The 21432-nt window shown below is 65.4% G+C and carries 20 protein-coding genes; 9 read left to right on the top strand and 11 right to left on the bottom strand.

Translation table 11 applies throughout. From position 1 onward, the window contains the following. Window positions 1-81: 81 nt before the first annotated feature. On the top strand, window positions 82-1239 hold the full coding sequence (locus HLH34_RS03170; RefSeq protein WP_183118156.1) for an acyltransferase family protein: 1158 nt from the start codon (window positions 82-84) through the stop codon (window positions 1237-1239). Window positions 1240-1248: 9 nt separating this feature from the next. On the opposite strand, the gene HLH34_RS03175 is transcribed toward HLH34_RS03170, so the two are convergent. Together HLH34_RS03175 and HLH34_RS03180 are read right to left on the bottom strand one after the other, a co-directional pair. Next, window positions 1249-2052, bottom strand: a complete 804-nt coding sequence (locus tag HLH34_RS03175; RefSeq protein WP_183118157.1) for an enoyl-CoA hydratase — start codon at window positions 2050-2052, stop codon at window positions 1249-1251. After that, on the bottom strand, window positions 2049-3341 hold the full coding sequence (locus HLH34_RS03180) for a CaiB/BaiF CoA transferase family protein (RefSeq protein ID WP_183118158.1): 1293 nt from the start codon (window positions 3339-3341) through the stop codon (window positions 2049-2051). The genes HLH34_RS03175 and HLH34_RS03180 overlap by 4 nt, the downstream gene beginning before the upstream one ends. Before the next feature lie 215 nt (window positions 3342-3556). Between HLH34_RS03180 and HLH34_RS03185 the strand changes: the two genes are divergently transcribed. The 7 genes from HLH34_RS03185 to HLH34_RS03215 all read left to right on the top strand — a co-directional run bounded on the left by HLH34_RS03185 (window position 3557) and on the right by HLH34_RS03215 (window position 10043). Further along, the gene (locus HLH34_RS03185) at window positions 3557-4912 is read left to right on the top strand and encodes an MFS transporter (protein ID WP_183118159.1); all 1356 of its coding nucleotides are present in this window, start codon (window positions 3557-3559) and stop codon (window positions 4910-4912) included. Between the two features lie 57 nt (window positions 4913-4969). Beyond that, a complete protein-coding gene (locus HLH34_RS03190) occupies window positions 4970-5653 on the top strand; it encodes a GntR family transcriptional regulator (RefSeq protein WP_183118160.1) in 684 nt (227 codons plus the stop codon). Continuing rightward, window positions 5643-6164 (top strand): gamma carbonic anhydrase family protein, encoded by a 522-nt coding sequence (locus HLH34_RS03195; RefSeq protein WP_183118161.1) that lies wholly within the window; start codon window positions 5643-5645, stop codon window positions 6162-6164. The genes HLH34_RS03190 and HLH34_RS03195 overlap by 11 nt, the downstream gene beginning before the upstream one ends. A 314-nt stretch (window positions 6165-6478) precedes the next feature. After that, entirely contained in the window at window positions 6479-7933 is a 1455-nt protein-coding gene (locus HLH34_RS03200) for a carbohydrate porin (protein ID WP_264784136.1), read from the top strand. A 200-nt stretch (window positions 7934-8133) separates the two neighbouring features. Next, window positions 8134-8322, top strand: coding sequence for a hypothetical protein (locus tag HLH34_RS03205; protein ID WP_183118162.1), 189 nt, complete (start codon window positions 8134-8136; stop codon window positions 8320-8322). Window positions 8323-8404: 82 nt separating this feature from the next. Further along, the gene (locus HLH34_RS03210; protein ID WP_183118163.1) at window positions 8405-8575 is read left to right on the top strand and encodes a hypothetical protein; all 171 of its coding nucleotides are present in this window, start codon (window positions 8405-8407) and stop codon (window positions 8573-8575) included. 379 nt (window positions 8576-8954) lie between these two features. Continuing rightward, a complete protein-coding gene (locus tag HLH34_RS03215; RefSeq protein ID WP_183118164.1) occupies window positions 8955-10043 on the top strand; it encodes an LLM class flavin-dependent oxidoreductase in 1089 nt (362 codons plus the stop codon). A gap of 52 nt (window positions 10044-10095) precedes the next feature. On the opposite strand, the gene HLH34_RS03220 is transcribed toward HLH34_RS03215, so the two are convergent. From HLH34_RS03220 to HLH34_RS03260, 9 genes are all read right to left on the bottom strand, one after another. Beyond that, the gene (locus HLH34_RS03220; protein WP_183118165.1) at window positions 10096-11424 is read right to left on the bottom strand and encodes an LLM class flavin-dependent oxidoreductase; all 1329 of its coding nucleotides are present in this window, start codon (window positions 11422-11424) and stop codon (window positions 10096-10098) included. 16 nt (window positions 11425-11440) lie between these two features. Further along, window positions 11441-12409 (bottom strand): ABC transporter substrate-binding protein, encoded by a 969-nt coding sequence (locus HLH34_RS03225; RefSeq protein WP_183118166.1) that lies wholly within the window; start codon window positions 12407-12409, stop codon window positions 11441-11443. Then, window positions 12384-14756: a TonB-dependent receptor plug domain-containing protein gene (locus HLH34_RS03230; protein WP_244959587.1), complete on the bottom strand. Its 2373-nt coding sequence runs from the start codon at window positions 14754-14756 to the stop codon at window positions 12384-12386. The genes HLH34_RS03225 and HLH34_RS03230 overlap by 26 nt, the downstream gene beginning before the upstream one ends. Before the next feature lie 364 nt (window positions 14757-15120). Beyond that, window positions 15121-15885 (bottom strand): ABC transporter ATP-binding protein, encoded by a 765-nt coding sequence (locus tag HLH34_RS03235; RefSeq protein ID WP_183118168.1) that lies wholly within the window; start codon window positions 15883-15885, stop codon window positions 15121-15123. Further along, window positions 15879-16871 carry an ABC transporter permease gene (locus HLH34_RS03240; protein WP_183118169.1) on the bottom strand — a complete coding sequence of 331 codons (993 nt, stop codon included), beginning with the start codon at window positions 16869-16871 and terminating at the stop codon, window positions 15879-15881. Before HLH34_RS03240 ends, HLH34_RS03235 begins: the two co-directional genes overlap by 7 nt. Continuing rightward, complete coding sequence (locus HLH34_RS03245; protein ID WP_183118170.1) at window positions 16868-17935, bottom strand: ABC transporter substrate-binding protein; 1068 nt, start codon at window positions 17933-17935, stop codon at window positions 16868-16870. The genes HLH34_RS03240 and HLH34_RS03245 overlap by 4 nt, the downstream gene beginning before the upstream one ends. 18 nt (window positions 17936-17953) lie before the next feature. After that, window positions 17954-18490, bottom strand: a complete 537-nt coding sequence (locus tag HLH34_RS03250) for a flavin reductase (RefSeq protein WP_183118171.1) — start codon at window positions 18488-18490, stop codon at window positions 17954-17956. Next, window positions 18480-19193, bottom strand: a complete 714-nt coding sequence (locus tag HLH34_RS03255) for a peroxiredoxin-like family protein (protein ID WP_183118172.1) — start codon at window positions 19191-19193, stop codon at window positions 18480-18482. The genes HLH34_RS03250 and HLH34_RS03255 overlap by 11 nt, the downstream gene beginning before the upstream one ends. A 95-nt stretch (window positions 19194-19288) precedes the next feature. Then, window positions 19289-20134 carry a LysR substrate-binding domain-containing protein gene (locus HLH34_RS03260; protein WP_264784135.1) on the bottom strand — a complete coding sequence of 282 codons (846 nt, stop codon included), beginning with the start codon at window positions 20132-20134 and terminating at the stop codon, window positions 19289-19291. A gap of 205 nt (window positions 20135-20339) precedes the next feature. Here HLH34_RS03260 and HLH34_RS03265 point away from each other — a divergent pair, with 205 nt between their 5' ends. Then, on the top strand, window positions 20340-21431 hold the full coding sequence (locus tag HLH34_RS03265; RefSeq protein ID WP_183118173.1) for an LLM class flavin-dependent oxidoreductase: 1092 nt from the start codon (window positions 20340-20342) through the stop codon (window positions 21429-21431). Window position 21432 lies beyond the last annotated feature (1 nt).

The following is a 21432-nucleotide window of genomic DNA, read 5'->3' on the forward strand; positions in this document are numbered from 1 at the left end:
GGTAAGGACAGCCTTCATGACGCCATAATCTTCGGCCCGGATATGTTTCGACCGAATATTGAATCCGAAAGCCGTCCGACGATGCCGCATGTCCTGTCAGGAACCGACCGCCCTCCAGGACGAAATCCCGGCATCGACCTGATCCGGGGCGTATCGATCGTCCTGGTCGTGGTCCATCATATGGCGCTGCGGATTCCCTTGCCGAAGACCGGACTGGCCACCGTCTTTCCCCGGCAGCTGCTCATGGCGCTCGGGTTCAGTGGCTACGAGGCGGTCTTCGTATTCTTCGTCATCTCCGGCTTTCTCATTACAGAAAATGCGATTCGGCGTTGGGGATCGGTCGCGCGGATCGATCTGCGTGCGTTCTATGGGCGGAGGTTTGCCCGCATCGCCCCCTGCCTTGTCGTGCTGATCGTGATCCTGTCGCTGCTCGACCTGACGCGGGTGCCGGATTACGTGATCGTGCATGCCGGCCAGTCCCTGCCGCGCGCCATCCTGTCCGCGCTGGGGATGCATCTGAACTGGTATGAAGGGCGGACGGGGTACCTGCCGGGCGGCTGGGACGTGCTGTGGTCGCTTTCGGTCGAGGAGGCCTTCTATCTCGGCTTTCCCCTGGCCTGCCTGCTGGTCGGGCGGCACGCGGGCGTCAGGGCGGTTTTCTTCGGTGTCCTGGCGCTGTCGCTGCCGCTGGCATTGAATGCGCTATCCGATGCGCCGGAGGTCTGGCGGGAAAAGGCCTATCTGCCGGGCATGGCGGCGATCGCCATGGGCGTGTGCGCGGCCCTGTTCGCCGCGACCGTCCGTGCCCCGCGCAAGGGCCTGACCGCGCTGTCCGGGGCGTGCGGCGCGATACTCCTTTTCTCAATTTTGCTGGACGAGCCATTTTTCCTGCGGCTGATGGGCAACGCCACGATGTTGATCCTGACGGGAAGTGTCGCGCTGCTGCTGCTGGCGTTTCACTGGGGCTGGGGACGACGTCGTGCCGCGCGGGGCACGGCGTGGCTGCGCTCCTGCGGGGTGATGAGCTACGAAATCTATCTGACCCACATGTTCGTGGTCTTCCCGCTGGTCGGTCTGTTTCATTGGAGCGGCAGCGCTCTGCGGTTCGGGTGGCTATGGTTTACCCCCGCCCTTTGCCTGTCCTGGGGCCTGGGATGGGTGGTCGACCGGGTGCTGTCCAGTCCGGCCGACCGGTGGGTCAGGGCGCGCCTGAAGGCGGCCGCGCCTGTCCCTGCCTGACGATGGGTGTCAACGTCCCTCCCATCGGGCGGGGGTGCCGGTTCCGAAGGCTGCGACGCCGCGATGGAAATCTTCGCTGCCGTAGCAGCGCCGGATCAGGTCGGAAATTTCGGGCGTCGCCTCGGCGCCCAACCGGCGCAGCGTTTCGCGCGTGACGTCGATGGTGATCGGCGCATGTTCGCGCGCGCGCCGGCAGAGTTTGGCAATGCTGCCATCCAGGTCCTCGGGGGGGACGATGGCGTGGAAGTAGCCGGTGCCGGCCAGGTCCTCGGCCGTCGGCAGTTCGGCCAGCAGCGTCATGCGCTTGACCCAGCTGACCCCCAGCGTGCGTTCCAGCCGACCGAGGTTTGCGGCCGACAGGCAGTTCCCCAGGGTCCGGGCGATGGGCACGCCGAAGCGCGCGCCCGTCGCCGCGATGCGAAAATCGCAGGTATTGGCGATGGCCAGGCCGCCGCCGACCGCCCAGCCCTCGACCACCGCGAGGGTAGGGACTTTGATCCGATCCAGGCGGGCGATGCACTTGTCGATTCCGTGTTCGTATTCGACCCCGTCCTCGCCCGAATGGAAATCGCGGAACTGCGCGATATCGGTGCCGGCGACGAAGGCCTGGCCTCCGGCGCCGCGCAGGACCGCGATCCGGACGGTCGGGGTGGCGTCGATCCGTTCGATCGCGGCCCCGAGGTCGCGATACATCTGCCAGGTCATGGCGTTGCGGGCCTGTGGCCGGTCGAAGACGATGAAGGCCACGTCACCGTCGATCGCCAGGCGCACCTGTCCGGCGGCGGTATCCTGCTGTGATGACGGGGTGCTCATGACGCGAACGCTCCGTCGGCCGCGAGACCGGCGATCGCATCGTCGGACAGGCCGCGCTCGGCCAGGATCTCGTGGGTGTGTTCGCCCAGCAGCGGCGGCGGGCGGCGCACCGTCTGCGGCGTGCCGCGCAGTTTGACCGGGAAACCGATATTGGGGATCGTGCCTTCGACCGGATGGGGAATATCCATCTTCATCTCGCGGAATTTGCCGTGATCGCTTTCGAACGCCTCGGGGTAGGTGTTCATGCGCCCGGCGGGTATGCCTTTGGCCAGCAGGGTCTCCACCCATTCCTCGGACGGGCGGGTCATGAAAGTCTTTTCCAGTTCCTCGATCAGGACGATCCGGTTGGCCAGCCGGTCGGAAATCGTGGCGAATCGCGGGTCGTTCAGCAGGTCGTGCCGGTCCAGTTCGGTGCAGAGCAGGATCCATAATTTCTGGTTCGTCGCCCCCATCACGAAATAGCCGTCGGACGAGCGGACCGCCTGGTAGGGCGCGCTCATGCGGTTGGCGGTTCCAAGCGGTTCGGGGATTGTGCCCTTTCCCCAATATTCCGAGATGTCCCATATGGAAAACGCCATCGCCGAGTCGAACAGCGACGCGTCGATGAACTGGCCGTGTCCGCTCTTTTCGCAGCCGATATAGGCGGCCAGGATCGCATAGGTCGCGAACAGCGCGCAGCCGATATCCGCCACCGGTACGCCGGCCTTCACCGGCGGGCCGCCGGGATGTCCGGTCACGCTCATCACGCCCGACATGGCCTGCGCCATCAGGTCGAATCCCGGTCGCGCGGCCCACGGTCCGGTCTGGCCGAACCCCGATATGCTGGCATAAACCAGGCGCGGGTTGATCCGCGACAGGGTCTCGTAATCGATGCCCAGCTTGCGCACTACGCCGGGACGGTAATTTTCCACGACGATATCGGCGGTTTTCACAAGGTCGAGAAAGATCTGCCGACCCGCCGGGTTCTTGAGGTTCAGCGCAATGCTTCGCTTGTTCCTGTTCATGTTCAGGAACCCCATGCTGTCATCGCCCTTCATGCGAAAGCCCATGGCTCCGCGCGTCTGGTCGCCGGTGCCTGGCGGTTCGATCTTGATGATGTCGGCGCCAAGATCGCCCAGCAGCATGGTGCAGACCGGACCGGCCATGACCTGCGTGACGTCCAGCACCCGGATACCGGCCAGCGGCAGCGGGCGGGCGGCGGCCGGGGTGGGCCGCGTCCCGTCGTCCTTCACCCGGTCTTTTTTATCGTGAGGAACAGATGTGTTGTCGGACTGGAGCATGCTGTCCATTGTCGCGAACCCTCCGTGTTCATCCCGTCTTCGTGATTGAACGGGTATCGGTATTTTGCATTCATAATTCATAATGCCGGTGTGCTACAAGCATTCCGACAGGGTCGGAGAGAAAGTACTCCGTTCTGTGAGAGGCCAGGAACCGCCGCGTCGGTCATGCTCCCAGTCGGGACCGACGACGGCGAACTCAAAAAAAACAAGAAATGAGGCCGACAATGTTCCAAGGCAAAACGATGACGCCGACCGCCTATCTTCGTCACACCTTTACCACCGCGCCGGGCCGGATCTTCGGCCTGGTCTGCGTGATGTATTTCATCACCTACGTCGATCGCGTGAACATCTCGACTCTGGCGCCGCTGATGGCGCACGATCTTCATTTGTCGAACGTACAATTGGGGCTGGCGCTGTCGGCCTTCGGCTACCCCTACGCGCTGTTGCAGATCGCGGGCGGCAGCCTGGCCGACAGCCTGGGCCCCCGCCGGACGCTGGTGATCAGCGGCATCATCTGGGGGGCGGCCACCATCCTTACCGGCCTGGTGGGGGGCCTGTTCTCGCTGATCGCGATCCGGGTCCTGCTGGGCATCGGCGAGGGCGCGACCTTTCCCGCCGCCACGCGCGCGGTCGCCGCGTGGGTGCCGTCCACCCGGCGCGGCTATGCCCAGGGCATGATGCATTCGTCGTCGCGCCTGGCGAACGCCCTGACGCCGCCCCTGACCGTGATGATCGCCCTGTGGCTGGGCTGGCGGGGGGCCTTCATGGTGCTGGGCTGCGTCAGCCTGGGCTGGACGCTGGCCTGGGCGTTCATGTTCCGCGACCGTCCCGCCGAACACCCGGCCATTACCGCGGGCGAACTGGCCGAGCTTCCGGTCATCGATTCGTCCCGGACAGGCGGGCGGGGGGGCGACATACCGTGGCGTGCGCTGGTGCGTGCAATGATGCCGGCGACGCTGATCTATTTCTGCTACAACTGGACGTTGTGGCTGTATATCACGTGGCTTCCCACCTTCTTCGTGCAGGCGTACGGGCTGAACCTGAAGCATACCGCCGTTTTTTCATTCGGTGTGTTCGCCGCCGGCGTGGTCGGCGACACCTGTGGCGGGTTGTTCACCGACTATCTGTATCGCCGTCACGGCAACCTGCCCCAGGCGCGGCGGCAGGTCATCATCACCAGCATGATCGGTTCCATGTTCTGTCTGCTACCCGCGCTGTTCGTCCATAATCTGACGGCCATCGGCATTGCGCTGGCGTCGGCCTTCTTCTTCCTGGAATTGACTGTGGGGCCGATCTGGGCGATCCCGATGGACATGGCTCCCCGATATGCAGGTACCAGCAGCGGAATCATGAATACGGGCTCGGCGATCGCCGGCATCCTGTCGCCGTTCGCCTTCGGCCTGATCATCGAACTGTCGCATAGCTACAGCCTGCCGTTCTATGGCCCGGTCGTCCTGCTGCTGCTGGGGGCCGCGCTGGCGTTCCATTACCTGCCTTCGGGACCGGACGCGGCCCCCGGGTCGTCGAACCCTGGGTCGCCCCTGCCTGTGCATACGATCGGCAATGCCCATGGTCGCTGATATCCCCGGCGCGGCACGTCCGCGCCGCCCCCTGACCGGCCGGAGGACCTGCACGTCATGACTGCACCGACGATCGTCCCGCGCCTGAATCTTCATGACACGGTCATCACCGCGTTGCGCGGCATGATTCTCGACGGTGTGCTGACGCCGGGCGAAAAGATTGCCGAGCGCGCCCTGTGCGAACGGTTCGGCATTTCGCGGACCCCGTTGCGCGAGGCGCTGAAGGTCCTGGCGTCCGAAGGGCTGATCGAGTTGCTGCCGCGGCGCGGCGCGATCGTCGCGCAGATTACCGAGGCCGATATCCGGGACCTGTTCCCGATCATGGGCGCGCTGGAAGGCCTGGCCGGCGAACTGGCCTGCGCGCGGGTCGATGCGCGCGACATCACGCACCTGCACGAGCTGCACGACCAGATGATGGACAGCTACGCACGGCGTGACGAGCATCGCTACCTGCGCCAGAACAGGAAGATCCACGAGACCATCTTCGCGCTGGCCCGCAATCCGGCCTTGTCCGAGATGTACCAGCAGGTCCTGACGCGCATCCATGCCTGCCGTTTCATCCTGAAGAAGTGCGACCGCGATTGGGCCGCCGCGGTCGCGGAACATGCCGAAATCATGGACGCCCTGACCCGGCGCGACGGGGCGCGCCTGTCACAACTGATGCGCGATCACATCGCCGGGACCAGCGCACGGATCGCGCTGGCCTCGCTGGACGAGAAGGAGGAACGAGATGCTGTTTGAATTCGACGGCCGGACACCCGATCTGTCGGCCGAAACCGGCTATGTGGCGCCGAACGCCACCCTGATCGGCGCGATCACCCTGGGGGCGGAAGCCAGCGTCTGGTTCGGCGCCGTTCTGCGCGGCGATTCCGAACGCATCGCCATCGGCGCCGGCAGCAATGTGCAGGACAATTCCGTCCTGCATACCGACCCGGGATTTCCCCTGGAGGTCGCCGAGAATGTGACCATCGGGCACATGGTGGTCCTGCATGGCTGCCGGATCGGTGCCGGATCGCTGATCGGCATGGGATCGGTCATCATGAACGGCGCACAGATCGGTCGGAATTGCCTGGTCGCCGCGGGCAGCCTGATCCCGGAAGGCAAGATATTTCCGGACGGGTCGGTGATACGCGGCCGCCCGGGCACGATCGTCGGGCCCGTCACCCCGGAGCACGAGGCCATGATGCAGCGCGCCAGCCTGTCCTATCGGGATCGCGCGCGCCGCTATCGGGATGCGCTGCACCCGGCATGAGTCCGGGCGTTGCCTCGTTCCTCAATCGGGAGCGAGGCCGCGGCCGCTGCGGTCGCGATATATTTGAAAGATCATTTCTAATTAATGAAGCTTGCTGAATCAGATCAATCGGCAGGAGAGAACGGCGAAAACGTAATAGATCTTGGCTCGGCGTTCGCATCGGGTAGAGAGAGAAAAAAACCGCAAGAACAGACGCGCATTCTCATTGCGGCGCGTTTTTTCTTCGCCTCGAAATAATAATTTAAAAAACTCTCCAGAATCACCAGAAACATGGTGAATACATCACGGGCATCTATAAGAACAGGAAAACTGTCGTGTCCATTTCATCCCTTCTTTCCCGTATCGGGAAGAGGAAGACGTCCCTCGTCGTCGCGAGTCTCTTCCTTTTTCTATGTCAGAACCCCGGCGTGGCTGCCCCGTCGTCGCCATACACGGGCCTGTCTTCCCCCAGCGGTCCATCCTCTTTTCTGGATAGCCCGGCATCTTATGACAACACGCCTTTCACGCCCAATACCGAACATGCGTTCGGAACCTGGAATGGCCTGCTGCCCGCATTGGCAAAGAAGGGAATAGGTCTGGGGGTGGATTATGTCGGTGAAAGCGGCATCATCCTGAATGGCGGCCGGACCGATGTGACCGGTTCGGCGGGCTATGCGCATCAGGTCGCCGTGCAGGTTAATCTGAACTGGCAAAAACTTATTGGCTGGAAAGGATTTATGACGCACACCGCCTTCGTCAATCGTGCCGGCCACAATCTTTCGACGGATGCCGGTGACCGCTCGGTAACAAATGTCCAGGAAATCTACGGCGGTGGGGGGAATGTCGTCGTTCACCTGGTCTATACGTACGGCACGCAGGATTTCATGAACCAACGCATGCAACTGGCCTTCGGTTACATGCCGGTCAATATCGATTTCTCGACATCTCCCCTGTATTGCACGTTCATGAATAATTCCATGTGCGGAAACCCAAAAACGGAAACCAAGGGCTCCGCAGGCTATTCCAATACCCCCAATGCCGTCTACGCGGCCCGGCTGCGTGTATGGCCTCTTCATGGATTATATCTGCAAAGCGGCGTGTACGGCGTCAATCGCGGCATAGGGCAGCCGAAATATACCCGGACCGGCTTTGAATTCAATACCAATACCTATACCGGCGTCTATATTCCCTTTGAAATCGGCTTGATTCCCGTCTTTGGACCACATGCGCTGATTGGCCATTACAAGATGGCTGCGGCCTACGATTCGTCACCGTACCCCTATTATTACGAGGATATCCACGGCAATCCGCTGCCGCTGACCGGATTGCCCGCGCGAACAGGCCGCGGCAAGATCCAGGTATGGGCCACGATGGACCAGATGATATTTCGGCATGGACGTGGTCTCTATGACGGGCTGTATCTCATGGCGGGATACGTGCATAACACGCCGCACAACTCGCCTTACGAACATCAGTATTATCTGGGCCTGTCCGACCGTGGCATGATTCCCGGCCGGCCGGGTGACGTTTTTGGCGTCGTGGTCAACCATGTCGTCGCCAGTTCGGCGCTCGTCGCGACACAGAAGCTCTATTACCAGCGCGGAAAGAGCCTTCCTGCAAACGCGCTTTCTCCACAAAGTTCCGCGACGGTCGTCGAGGGAACGTATAACTTTCATGTCTATCAGGGCGTATGGATACAGCCGGATTTTCAATACATCATTAATCCGAACCTGGAAAAGAAAGTCAAAAATCTCAGCGTATTTGGACTGCGGCTTCGCGTTATATTTTAAGATGGATCTGCGGCCCTTGAGACGATGCGAAACTCAATCGCAGTCTGCCCGTTTTGCGCCGCCAACAGGCTCTGACGTGTTCCTTGTACCAGGGTGTTGCGGGTCCTGGTCCGAACCCCGATATATCCCCCGATTTCGGAATAGACCATGGAACCTGACGCAGCCGCGTCCCTTACCGTCATGCCCGAGGGAGAGCGCCGATGAGCCCGTCCGACCCTGCTGATGCCCCCAAGTCGCCGCCGGCCGCGCCACCCGTGCCCGATCGGGTGCCGCCCGGCGTCGATCCGCACAAGCCGGCAGGGCCATCACCGCCCCCGCACGAGCACGAACCCCCGCTGGAGCCCGACCCCTACACCCGGACGGAGGTGCGTCCGGAACGGGGCGGATAGGATCAGGCGCCTGTCGATTTTCTCCGCCCGCCCCCTACCAACGGGCCGGATATTCTCCATGTGCCTGAAAGGGGAGGGTGTCATGAGAGCAGGCAAGAAGAAGGATCTGTCGGCCGGGGAGTCCAGGAACATCCATCGGCGGGCGGCGCACAAGACGGGCGGCCATCGCGCCGATGACCATCCCGCCCGGGACCCGAAGGAGCCACCGCTGCCCGACCAGCCGCCGCGCTGGAACGGCGGTCGCACCAAGTAGCGAAGCACTGGCAGGAGCGAGACGCGATGCCGTACGTCCCGGCGTTTCAAGGTGGCCCCCGTCCCGAACCTCCGGTGCCGGTGCCGCCTTGGCCCGTGCCGCCCCCGGGCGACATGCCCAGCCCACGTCCGGACGAGGAGGAGGAGGACGAAGAAGACGAAGAAGACGACGAAGAAGACGAGACCCGGCCCGGGCCGCTGAACCCGTAGCGGCAGGGGCGATTGCAGCAGGAAGGCATGCCTGGGTGGTGGCGTGATCTGACATGCGTGCGACCACTGACCGCCGGTGAACTGACGGTTGATGTTTCCTCGTATGACAGGGCCGTACGCCTTTTCTAAGGATGGATCTGCAAATATCCATCTGGGAGGAGGGCTGCGTCGTGCCGGTGAACTTCATAGGCTATATCGGTTTCAACAATAGGTCGGAAATCCATGCAGGCGTTCGCGGGCGTTCGCTGGACCGCGATTATGTGAACGAGGCGCTTCGGGTCCAGGAAGAGGGCGGGTTCGACCGCGTGCTGATTCCGTTCGGCTCCAATTCGCCGGAGAGCCAGATTGTCGCGGCGTATGGCGCGGCCCGTACAAGCCGGCTCGGCTTTCTGGTGGCGCACCGGCCCGGCTTTACGCAACCCACGCTGGCGGCCCGCCAGTTTGCGACGCTGGACCAGCTTTCGCAGGGGCGTGTCGCGGTGCATATCATCACCGGCGGCGCCGACGAGGAGATGGCGCGTGACGGCGATGTCGGCACGACGAAGGCCGAGCGCTATGCGCGGAGCGACGAATATCTGGGCATTCTTCGCCAGGAATGGTCGGCGACGAAGCCGTTCGATCACGACGGCGCATTCTATCATATCCGCCAGGCCACCAGCGACGTGCGGCCCGACAATTTGCCGGTGTTTTTCGGAGGGACCTCGGCCGAGGCGATCGACGTGGCGGGGCGGCATGCCGATGTCTACGCGACCTGGGGCGAGACGCTGGATGCGACGCGGGAGATCATTTCGCGCGCCCGTGCCTCGGCAGCGCGCCATGGCCGTACCATCGGTTTTTCCCTGTCCCTGCGCCCCGTCATCGCCGACACCGAGGGCGCGGCGTGGAAGCGCGCGGACGAGATCGTGGAGCAGGTTCGGGCCAACCGGGAGAAGGCGGGACTGCCGACGAGCGGGCACCGGCCGCCCAATGACGGGTCGCGACGTCTTCTGGACACCGCCTCGGCCCTGCGGCGGGATGCGCGGCTGTGGACGGGCGTCGCCCAGTTGACCGGGGCGGCGGGCAATTCCACCGGCCTGGTCGGTACCCCCGAGCAGGTCGCAGATGCCCTGGTGGAATATTACAAGCTGGGAATAGGAAATTTCCTCATCCGGGGTTTCGATCCGCTGGCTGACGCCGAAGTGTACGGCCGCGACCTGATCCCGCTGGTGCGCGAACGCGTTGCCGCCCTGGACGCGCAACGGCCGGCGGTGGCCGGGTAAGGCGGCGACGCGTCCGGATATTTCTCGCCCGGCGCAAGCCGGGCGGGGCTGATCAGGCCGGCGCGGCAGGGTCGGGCAGGCCCAGATTCTCGCGGAGGGTCCGCCCGGTATAATCGGTGCGCAGCAGGTCGCGGCGCTGCAGTTCGGGAACCACCAGATCCACGAAATCGCGTATGCCGCCGGGTGACGACGTGAACATGATGTTGAACCCATCGGCCGCCCCGGTGCGAAACCAATCCTCGATGTCGTCGACGATGGCGCGCGGGGTTCCTACCACGATCCTGTGCCCGCCGCGCGTAAACCGGCGCAGCACGTCGCGTACGAACGGCCGTTCGCGGCGGATCCAGTTGACGATGAGCGACTGGCGGCTCTTGTGGCTGTTCGTCTCCGCGATCGGGCCAAGGTCGATCGGACGGTCTTCGGGCCACGCGGACAGATCGACGCCCAGGCTGGCATAGGAGGAAAAGCCGCGCAGGCACTCGTCTTTGTCGAGGTAGCGCTGATAGGTTTCGAACTTCTCGCGGGCCTCGGCCTCGCTGCGCCCCACGAACGGGGCCAGGCCGGGAAGGATGCGCAGATGATCGGCGGTGCGGCCGTACCGGGCCGCGCGCGCCAGCACCTCGGCGCGATAATCCCGGCCCGCCGCCTGGTCGTACTCGGCGGTATAGATCACCTCGCCGATCCGCGCGGCCAGTTCCTTGCCTGCCCCGGATGCGCCGGCCTGGGCCAGAACGGGCCGTGCCTGCACCGTGGGCGGCGCGTTCAGCGGGCCGGCCACCTGGTAGAAGCGGCCCTGATGGTTCAGGGGACGGACTTTCGCGGGGTCGAGCCAGCGGCCGGTTTCGCGGTCGCGCAGGTAGGCGCCGGGGGCGATGCTGTCCCACAGGCCGGTGACCACATCGACGAATTCATGGGCGCGGGCGTACCGCTCGGCATGGTCGGTGTGCGCGGCGAGGTTGAAATTCTCGCCACCCCCGGTCGCCGTGACCACGTTCCATCCCGCGCGGCCGCCGCTGAGGCGGTCCAGCGAGGCGACGCGGCGCGCGATGTTGTAGGGTTCGTTGAACGTGGTGCTGGCGGTGCCGATCAGGCCGATATGGCGCGACGTGACGGCCAGGGCCGCGAGCAGCGTGAACGTATCCCAGCGCGGCAGGGCCGGCGTGTCCGCCACGGCGGCCGGGTCGGGGACGGGCAGCACGTTGTCGTAGAAAAAGACGCTGTCGAAGCGCCCCCGTTCCAGAAGCTGGACGTAGTCGCGATAGCGCCCGAAATCGATATCGGCGTCGATATCCTCGCCCGGCGCGCGCCATGCGTCGCCGTTTGTGGCCGATCCGGTCAGGTAGGCGCCAAGTGCGATATGCTGGCGGCCGGGTGTGCTCATGACGCTGCCCTTCGGGTCAGAACGTGAAACGGGTATCCATCACGGCCGTGGCCGCGAGGCGGCGAGGGATCATGCGGGTGTCGAACATGAAGTCGGAGACAGCCTGCTGCTTGCGCACGACGTCCGGCCCCAGCGGCACGACCGTGCCCTGCGTCGCGCGGACGACGTCCTTCGCGACGGCCAGCGGCAACCCGACATCCGCAGCCCATACGGCGGCGTACTCGTCCAGATGCGTGTGCATCCAGTCGTGGCCGGCGCGCAGCCTGCGCACGTAGTCGGCCACGGCGTCCCTGCGGGTGCGCAGGGCGCTTTCCGTCGCCACCACGTAGCTCAGTCCGCTCATCAACCGGCCGCCGTTGACGATCTCGCGCGCGCCGTCGGCGACCTTCGCATCCGAAATATACGGCCCCCAGGTGGCCCAGGCGTCCACCGCGCCCGTTTGCAGGGCCAGCTTGGCCGAGACCGGGGGAATGAAGACGAAATGGACGTCATCGTCATGCAGCCCGGCCTCGCGCAACGCCGCCAGGGCCAGGTAATGGCCGGTCTGGGCACGCAGGGTGGCGACCGAGCGCCCCTTGAGGTCCCGGACGCTGCGGATGGGGCTGTCGTGCCGCACCACGATGGCGGTCATGGTGCCATCGGTCTGGATGCCCGCCACCGCACGGATCGTATCGGCGCCGTCCTGCGCGAAGACCAGCGGCGCGTCGCCGATGACCCCGGTGTCGATCGCATCGGCCGCCAGCGCCTGGATCAGCATCGGCGCCCCCGCGAACAGGCTCCATTGCAGGGGGTAGTCCGGCACATGGTCCTGTCCCGCCGCCGCCAGAAGCGAGCGCGCGCCGCCTTTCTGGTCGCCCACGCGCAGGGGCACGGGCGCGGCAAGGGCAGGCCCGGCCGCAGCCAGCGTGCCGCCGGCGAGTAGGCCCCGTACCAGCCCGCGCCGGGTCAGCGACGCCGTGTTACCAACTCCAGGCGATCTTGCCATAATAATATCCCCCTTCCGCGCCATAGATGGAGGCGGAACTGTAGTTCGGGTTGACCTGAAGCAGCGACGCGGCGCTTTGGGCCAGCGGGCTGAGCGTCTGCGGCCGATGGTTGAAGATGTTGTTGCCGCCGACCGACAGCCGGATGCGATTGGGGAAGGTGTAGGTCACGTCGAGGTCGAACAGCCATGCGGGCGCGACCGTCTCGTCGTAGGCCGGGCCGCGGTCGTTGAGCAGCTTGGTCTGGGAATAGCGCGACACGCGCAGCGTGGTTGCCCAGGCATCCTTGCGCCATGTGGCGGTCATGCGCAGCGTGTTGCGCGGATAGAGCGTGGTGATGTTGCCGATCTGGCTGCGGAACAGCGCGGTGATGCCGGGGCCGAGATTCACGCTCAGCGGATTGACCCGTGCGATCTGATGCTGCTGCTGGTTCATCATCACGCCCCACGTCACGTTTCCGGCACGGCCGAAATCCGTCAGGTAGTGCGCCTGCACATCAAGGCCCATGGTTCGGGTGTGGGCGGCGTTCCGTTCGTAAGTGAAGCCGTAATACCGCCCGTCGTTCGGCACCACGCCGGCGTCATGGAGCAGTTGCAGCACGCGGGCACCCGCGACGCCGGAGCCCGCGACGGAAATGGGCACGATCTGGTTGAAGATGTCGATGCGGTAGGCATCGACCGAGATATCCAGCCGCCGCAAGGGCGTCAGGACGAAGCCGGCGCTGAAATTATGGGACGTTTCCGGCTTCAGCGGCGTAGCGCCCAGAACCCGGGCGCCCGCGTTGTCGACCGAGGCGTAGTTGGTATAGGACTGCACGAGCTGGTTGGTGCTGGGCAGGATCGAGTAATAGAGCGCCGTGCTCTGGAAATATTCCTGCTGCAGGGTCGGCGCATGAAAGCCGTTGCTGGCCGAACCGCGCAGCGCCAGCCACGGCGTCACCTGGTAACGGACGGACGCCTTGCCGCTGAGCGTATTGCCGAAATCGCTGTACTGCTCATCACGGCCGGACAGGGCGACGGTCAGGTCTTTCGTGATTTTCTGAGTGAGATCGAGATAGAACGCGCCGTTCATGCGCGAATGCAGCCCCGCCTGTGCAGGTGACGTGGCCCCCAGGCCCGATGCGCCGGGCAGGGCGGGGCTTGCCGTGGGAAAGACATAGCTGGGCGGGAAGATGTAGCCCCCATCCTGCCACGAGGCGTCGTCGCCGGCCGCGACGTCATATGCGTTGTAGCGATATTCCACACCGGCCGCGACCTGCAGCGGCTCGCGCAGCAGGCCGGTGTGAACGGCCCTGTGGATATCGAAATCGGCGGTCAGTTCCGAATTGGTCAGGGTCTGAAGATGGAAATTGTGCGGGCTGGACGGGCCAAGCGAGTTGTTGAGTGTGTTCTCGATGCCGACGCTGCTGGAATCCCGCCCGTAGTTGACGCTGGCGTCCCAGAACCAGCCCAGGAAATCGCGCCCCCGAAAACCGCTGGTGAACTGGAAATCGTGATCCTCGGTCGTATCGGTCGGAAGGTAGCCGTCCGGATAGACGCTCATGATGTTCTGCTGGGAATTCGACGGCCGGTACCAGGCCGAGGCGGCGATGGTGCGGTGGCTGTACGTCGCGAAGGAATAGAAGCGGGTACCGCCGGACAGCGGGAGTTCCAGATTATAGGCGATGCTTTGCCGCTCGTTTTCGGGCAGGCCGGAAATCTGCCGATAGCGGTCGCCGTTCTCGCGCGGGTCCTGTTGGCCGTTGGCCAGAAGGGGATAGAGAAGGACGGGCTTGCCGCCCTGGGTACGCGGCGCGTAGCCCGCGTTGTTGGTCGCCTGGTTGCCGGTGAATTCGGCCGTCAGGTTCAGGAAGCCGCCATTGCCGATCCTGAAGCCCTGATTGTAATTCAGGTTTCCGCCCCGCCCGTAATCGCCCAGGGGGCCGACCGTCCAGCCGTACTGGTTATACCCCAGTTCGGCCGTGCCGCCGTGATCGGCCGATTTGAGGATGATGTTGATGACGCCGGCGATGGCGTCGGAGCCATATTGGGCCGCCGCCCCGTCTTTCAGGATTTCGACATGGTCGACGGCCTCGAACGGAATGAGGTCGAGATCGACGGGGGACTGCCCCTGCATGGCGCCGCCGTAGAACACCGACGACATGGTATGGCGGCGTTTGCCATTGACGAGGACAAGCGTTTCGTTGGCCGGCAGGCCGCGCAGCGACATCGTCTTCGTCGTGAAGCCGAGCTGCCCCGGATAGCCCGGCGTGTTGTTGACGGAAGGATCGAGCGCCACCAGCGCGTTGCGCAGGCTGGTCTGCCCGGTGCGCCGCAGGTCCGCGGACGTGAAGATGGCGACAGGCGCCATGCTTTTCGACGCATGGACCGAGGTGCGTGTGCCTGTGACGATGACGGCTTCCGTGCCTGCGGCCGTATCCGCCTTGCCGGCATCCCGAGTGCCCGCGGCAAGGGCGTGCGGCGCGGACGACAGGGCGCAGACGGCCGCGACGGCGCCATGCCATCGGGAGCGAAATCTGGGCGGAGGCTGAAATGCTGTTTTGGGCATGATGTCTTTGTAACGGGATGTTGCGTTCATCGACCGGGATAAAAGGAAAAATAACGTATGGAAAACGAGTTATAAAAAAATGCGTCATGAGAATGTGGAATGTATTGACGCTTGCGGCGGGCTGCCCCTATCGCACGCTCAGGGGCAGCGCGTTCTCCCGTCGCGATCACCAGTCCTCGCTGTGCCCCAGCCGGACCAGGATCTCGCGGCGCAGGGCAAGCAGGCGCGGATCGTCACGATGGCGGTGATAGGGCAGGTCGATCGAAACGTCCGAGATCACGCGGGCGGGGCGCGTGCTGAACGTGACCACGCGGGTGGCGAGCAGCAGCGCTTCCTCGACGTCATGCGTGACCATGATGACGGTAAAGCCACGCTTCTGCCACAGGCGCAGCAGTTCGGTCTGCATCGTCAGCCGCGTCAGGCTGTCCAGCTTGCCCAGTGGCTCGTCCAGGATCAGCAGCCGCGGTTCGTTGACCAGGGCGCGGGCAAGGGCCGCGCGCTGCGCCATGCCGCCCGAAAGCTGGTGCGGCCAGGCGCGTTCGAAACCTTTCAGTCCCACCATGGCAATCGCGGCATCGACGGCCGCGTCGTCGCGCCGGCCCGCGATGTCCCGGCTGAGGGCCACGTTGGCGCGCACGGTGCGCCAGGGATAGAGCGTGGGGTCCTGAAACATCACGATGCGGTCGGGGCCGGGGCCCGAGACCGGCACGCCGCCGGCCAGAACCTGCCCGGCATGCGGCGGCTCCAGCCCCGCGACCAGGCGCAGCAGGGTCGATTTGCCGCAGCCTGACGGGCCGAGCAGCGCCACGAACTCGCCCGGGGCGATATCCAGGCTGACATCTTCGATCACCGGCGTGAAGGTGCCGCCGATCGGGTAACCGTGGTGAATGCCGCGAAGCTGGATATCCATCGGGGCCGGATGCGTCACCATTTCAGCCCGTCCTTCTGCCAGCCGAGAATGCGGTCCCGCACCTTGAACAGGATCGTGATCAGGCCGGTGCACATCAGCGACATGACCAGAAGGGCGGCATACATGTTGGGATAGGCCGCCCATCCCTGCGCCCATTGCATGTAAAAGCCGAGGCCGGATTTCACGCCCAGCATTTCGGCGATCACCAGCATCACGAAGGACATGCCCAGCCCCATGAACAGCCCGACGAAGATCTGCGGCATGGCGGCGGGCAGCGCGACGCGCAGGACGAGGAAACGGTCCCGCGCGCCCATGGTGCGGGCGACGTCATAATAGGCCGGGTCGACCGCGGCGACGCCCGACCAGGTGAGGATGGTGACGGGAAAGCCGGAGCCCAGTGCCATCAGTGCCTCGCTGGCCAGCCAGTTGGAGGGAATGAGCACCATGGCCAGGGGCAGCAGGGACACCGGGGGCAGCGGGCCGATCAGGCGGACGATCGGCAGCGCCCAGTAGCGGAAGCGCTGCGACCGGCCGAGGCCGACGCCGGTTGCGATGCCCAGGATGGACCCGGCCGTGTAGCCCACCACCAGCAGGCCGAGCGAATGCAGCAGGCTGTCGCCCAGCCTTTTCCAGTCGGTCAGGAAAACATCCAGAAGGTCCTGCGGCGTTCCGAAGAACGGGCGCGGCAGCAGCAGCAGCTTGGCCTGCACGAGTTCCCATGCGGCGAAGCCGAGGCCGAGCGCGATCATCCACGGCGCGCGCGCCGACAGCCGGCGCAGCGCCGCCGCCGACAGCAGGGCGACGCCGATACCGGCAAACAGGCCGGCTAGAGTGGTCGTGTCCGGAAAATCGTCGGCGTCCGGCCAGCGCCACGTGACGAGGGCCGCGACGAACCACGCCGGCCCGGCCGCCCAGGGCAGCAGGGCGCGCAGCGGCGGCCGCGACCGCGCGCGCGTCTGCGGCGTCCCGACGGGCGCGATCGCCTGTGTCGTCCCCACGCCGCTCATGCGGTGAACAGGTCCTGCGTGACGCGCGTGGCGTAACGGGCGGTGTCGAACGACGGACGGAACACGCCGATGTCCTTCAAGGCGCGGGCGTAGAGCGCGATCTCGTCGCGGAACGTCCCGCCCCGCGTCTGGTGATGGTGGCCCTGGATACGGATCATGGTGGCGATGTCCTCGGCCGAGGCCTTGGGCGCGTAGGGCTTGAAGATGCGGCCGGCTTCGTCCGGATTGCAGGCCAGCCACGCGCCGGCATCGAGGATGGCGCGCGTGACCGCGATGGCGACCTGCGGCTCGTTGCGGATCAGGCTGCCGCGCAGGCCGATCACGCAACAGGCGATGTGCGCCCAGTCGCCGTGCATGTTGCTGTCGATCTCGACCAGGCCGAACTGGCGTTTCTGCAGATAGCTGAACGGATCGCCATCCGTGATCGCCTGCACGTCGCCGCGCTGCAGCGCGATGGGCAGCAGGTCGGGGGGATATTGCCGCCACTGCACTTCGGTTTCCGGGTCGATGCCGATTTCCTTGAGGCGAATCCCGAAGAAATTGCGGTCGGGACCGCCCATATCGGTGACGCCGACCGTCTTGCCGCGCAGGTCGGACAACTGCGTGATGCTGCTTTTGGGCGGGGCGAGCAGATACATGCAGCCCGCGTGAAGGCCCGCGACCAGCTTCACGTCGAACCCCTGTTGCAGCGGCTTGAGCCAGCGCAGCGCCATGCCGGGGGCGCCGTCGGCCTTGCCGGTCGACAGCGCTTCGAGCAACTGGTCGGTGGCGCCGGCGAAATTCACATAGTCGATGTCGAGATTGTGCCGCGCAAAGAACCCCTTTTCCTTCGCGACCGGTACCGCCGCGGTGCAGACCGCGGTCTCGTTCCATGCGATGGTGAGCTTGCGCGGCGGCCCGGGCAGCGGGGTGACGGCGCCGGCCGCAGTACCCGTGCAACTCGTCTCGCCGCCCATGCCGGCCATGCCGTCGGCCGCGCCGGCGCGCCCCGCGCCGATGAACGGAAGGGCGAGGCCGGCGGTGGCCAGCGCCGCGCGACGGGAAAGACGGCGAGAGTCGGACATGATGCTACCCTGACGGATCTAGCTGCGCCCCGGACCGGCCGGAAGCTGGTGAAAGCGGCGGTCGAACCACGCCAGCCCGGTCCCGCCCGCAGGATGGATGCGGATGGACTGGACCGCGCAGAACAGCACGTCGTGGCTGCCCGCGGCATGGATGGCGCCGATGGTGCAATCGAGCGTGGCCAGCGCGTCGTCGAACAAGGGCGCGCCGGTTACGTCCGTGCGCCATGTGCCGGCCGCGAATTTTTCCTCGGTGCTGCGCCGGCTGCTGGCGAAACCGGTCGCGAAATCTTCATGACCGCCCGACAGAAGGCTGATGCCCAGCACGCCGTTGCCCAGAAAGGCCGCGTGCGAGCGGTTCGTCCGGTTGAGGCAGACCAGAACCGTCGGCGGCGCGTCGCTGACGCTGGTGACGGCGGAGGCCGTCAGCCCGTGACGCCCCGCAGCCCCGTCGGTCGTGACCAGCGTGACGGGCGCGCCCAGCCGGCTCATCGCGTCGCGAAACAGCTCGGCCGCGACCTGCGGCGGCCGTAGGTCCAGCAGGGTATCAGGCGGCATGGTGCCGTTCCTTCGCGGATGCGGCGTGGGAGGCGGAATCGAGCGCGGCCAGGATGGCGGGCGTTTCCGTGCGGTCCATCCAGTCCGGCGAGATATCGGCAAAACGCACGACGCGGCCAGGGCCGATCACGATGACCGACGGCTTGGGCAGTTCCCACGACGCGGTGCCGTTCAGGGCCTCGCTCGTCCCGCCCTTCGCCTCGGCGGCGTCGCGCGAGGGCGCGTCGAAGATATAGGTCAGCCCCAGTGCCCGCGACAGCGCCAGATCTGTGTCGGACAGCACGGGAAACGGCAGGTGGTGCCGCGTCGCGATTTCGCCCAATGCGGCGATGGGTTGCGGTGAAATGGCGACCAGCGGAATTTGCGCATCTTTCAGGGCAGGCCACAAGGTGTCGCGATAGTACGGCAGCGCGATGTTGCAGGCGGGACAGTTCGCGAAGCGGAAGAAGACCAGCACGGCCGGACCGTTGGCGACAAGCGCGTCGAGTGCTGCCGGCTGCCCGTCGGTGCGCGTGAGCGTGGCGGCGGGCAGCACGTCTCCGACGCCGACATGCGGCTGGTTGCCATGCTCGCGCACCAGTTGCGCGCGCTGGTTGGCGTTGATGGCCAGGGCATCCGGCGCCCACGAGCGTCTGCGTTCGTCTTCCAGTGCCTGGAAGCGCGCGCGCAGGGACGGGCCGGTGACGTTCTGTTCTGTACTCATGCTTGGGGGTCCCCGAAAAGGTCGAGGCCTCGATTATGGGAGAGAAGTCCCTGTTTCGACTAAGGAGTTTCGCTCAAGCATGACCTTGGCGTTGCTCATTGACCGTCGGCGGCCTGCGCCAGAAGATCGCCCAGATCCTGCGCGACATCCGACAATCCGTTGCGCCGCACGAGGATTGTTTCGATTTCCGGAACCGTGGGCAGGGCGCCCTGGGCGATGATCGGCAGGCCTTCCGCCACGGCGAAGCGCCGCGTGCGGCAACTGACGCCAAGCCCGCCCCGGACCCCCGCGCGCATGGCGGGCAGGTTCGGGGTTTCCAGCACGATGCGGTATTCGCGCCGGTCCTGGCCCAGCACCCGCAGGGCGGCGTCGCGAAAGCGGCAGGGTGGTTCGAGAAGAACCAGAGGCAGTTCGCTGCGTTCGGTGTTCGCCGGGTCGCCCAGCCAGGCCATCCGATCCGCGCCCACCACCTTCCATGTCGCATCGGCCCTGTCGCCGTGCTGGCCCAGGCAGAGGACCAGGTCGAGGCGCGCGCGGTCGAACATGTCGAGCAGTTCGGCCGAACCGCCGACGCGCACGATCAGCCGCGCACGCGGATGTTCCAGCCTGAAGCGCCCGAGCACATCGGGCAGGATGGTATCGGCGAAGTCCTGGACCATGCCCACGGTGATGGGGTCGTGATCCTGGTCCTGGCCCAGGTTCTGGACGATCCGGTCGTTCAGGGCGAGCAACTGCCGGGCGTAGGCGACCAGTTCCTCGCCCGCCGCGCTGAGCAGAAGCCGCCGGCCGTCGCGGCGGAACAGTTTCTGCTGAAGCACGTCTTCCAGCCGCTTCATCTGCAGGCTGAGGGCCGACTGGGTGAGGAAGATGGTTTCGGTGGCCTGCGCCATGGAGCCGGCCTCGACGATCGCCACGAAGGAACGCAGCAGTTCCGTCGGCACGTTCCGGGCCATTCTCTGCGGGAGGCCGGGGGAGAGCGTTTGTGACACGACGGCAGGGCTCCGGACCAATGAGGACTCCAAAAGTCCATATTAACGAACTTAAATCGTTATATGATTATTTTTGTCTTGTTCTCACGGGATGCGCAAGTGTTAAATTGTCGAATTGACGCTAACGTATCGTTAAATATAGATCGGAGGATAAGGGATGTCCGTGGAATTCATCGGCTTTATCGGCAGCCGCAATCAATCCGAGACCATCCCGCCCTCGGGTCCGGTCATCGACCTCGGCCATATCGAGGCGTCGGCGAAGATCCATGAGAACGGCGGCTTCGACCGGACGTTGATCGCCTTTCATTCCAATTCGCCCGAAAGTATCCTGCTGGCCCAGCACGCAGCGTCCGTGACCCGCGACCTCGGCCTGCTGATCGCCCATCGGCCGGGCTTCAACGCGCCCACCATCGCGGCGCGCCAGCTTGCGACGCTCGATCACCTCACGCGCGGGCGGGTGGCCGTGCACATCATCACCGGCGGCAGCGACGTCGAACTTCAGGCCGACGGCGACCACACCACCAAGGCCGAGCGCTATGCGCGGACGAGCGAGTATCTGGACATCGTGCGGAACGAATGGGCCAGCCCGGCGCCCTTCGATTACACCGGGCGGTTCTATGACGTGCGGGGCGCCCATTCGCTGGTCCATCCCTACCGCGAGGCCGGGATTCCGGTCTATTTCGGCGGGTCGTCGGAGGACGCCATCGCCGTGGCGGGCCGGCATGCCGATGTCTACGCCCTGTGGGGCGAAACCTACGAGCAGGTGAGCGAGACGGTGACGCGGGTGCGCGCGGCCGCCGCGCGGCACGGGCGCACGCCGCGCTTCTCGCTTTCGCTCCGCCCCATCCTGGCCGACACCGAGGAGGCGGCCTGGGCGAAGGCCGACCGCATCCTCGAGACCGCCCGTGCGCTGCAGGACAGGACCGGCTTCGTCCGCCCCGCCACGGTCCCGAACGAGGGATCGCGCCGCCTGCTGGCCGCGGCCGACAAGGGGGCGCGGCTGGACAAGCGGCTGTGGACCGGGATCGCGGCGCTGACCGGCGCGCAGGGCAATTCGACCTCGCTGGTCGGCACGCCCGACCAGGTGGCCGAGGCCCTGCTGGATTATTACCGGCTCGGCATCACCACCTTCCTGATCCGCGGCTTCGACCCGCTGCCCGATGCCTATGGCTACGGCCGTGACCTGATCCCGCGCGTGCGCGCCCTGGTCGCGGCCGAGGAGGCCCGCGCGCGCACCGCGGCGGCCTGAG

The sequence above is a fragment of the Gluconacetobacter azotocaptans genome (genome assembly GCF_014174355.1).
Taxonomy (GTDB): domain Bacteria; phylum Pseudomonadota; class Alphaproteobacteria; order Acetobacterales; family Acetobacteraceae; genus Gluconacetobacter; species Gluconacetobacter azotocaptans.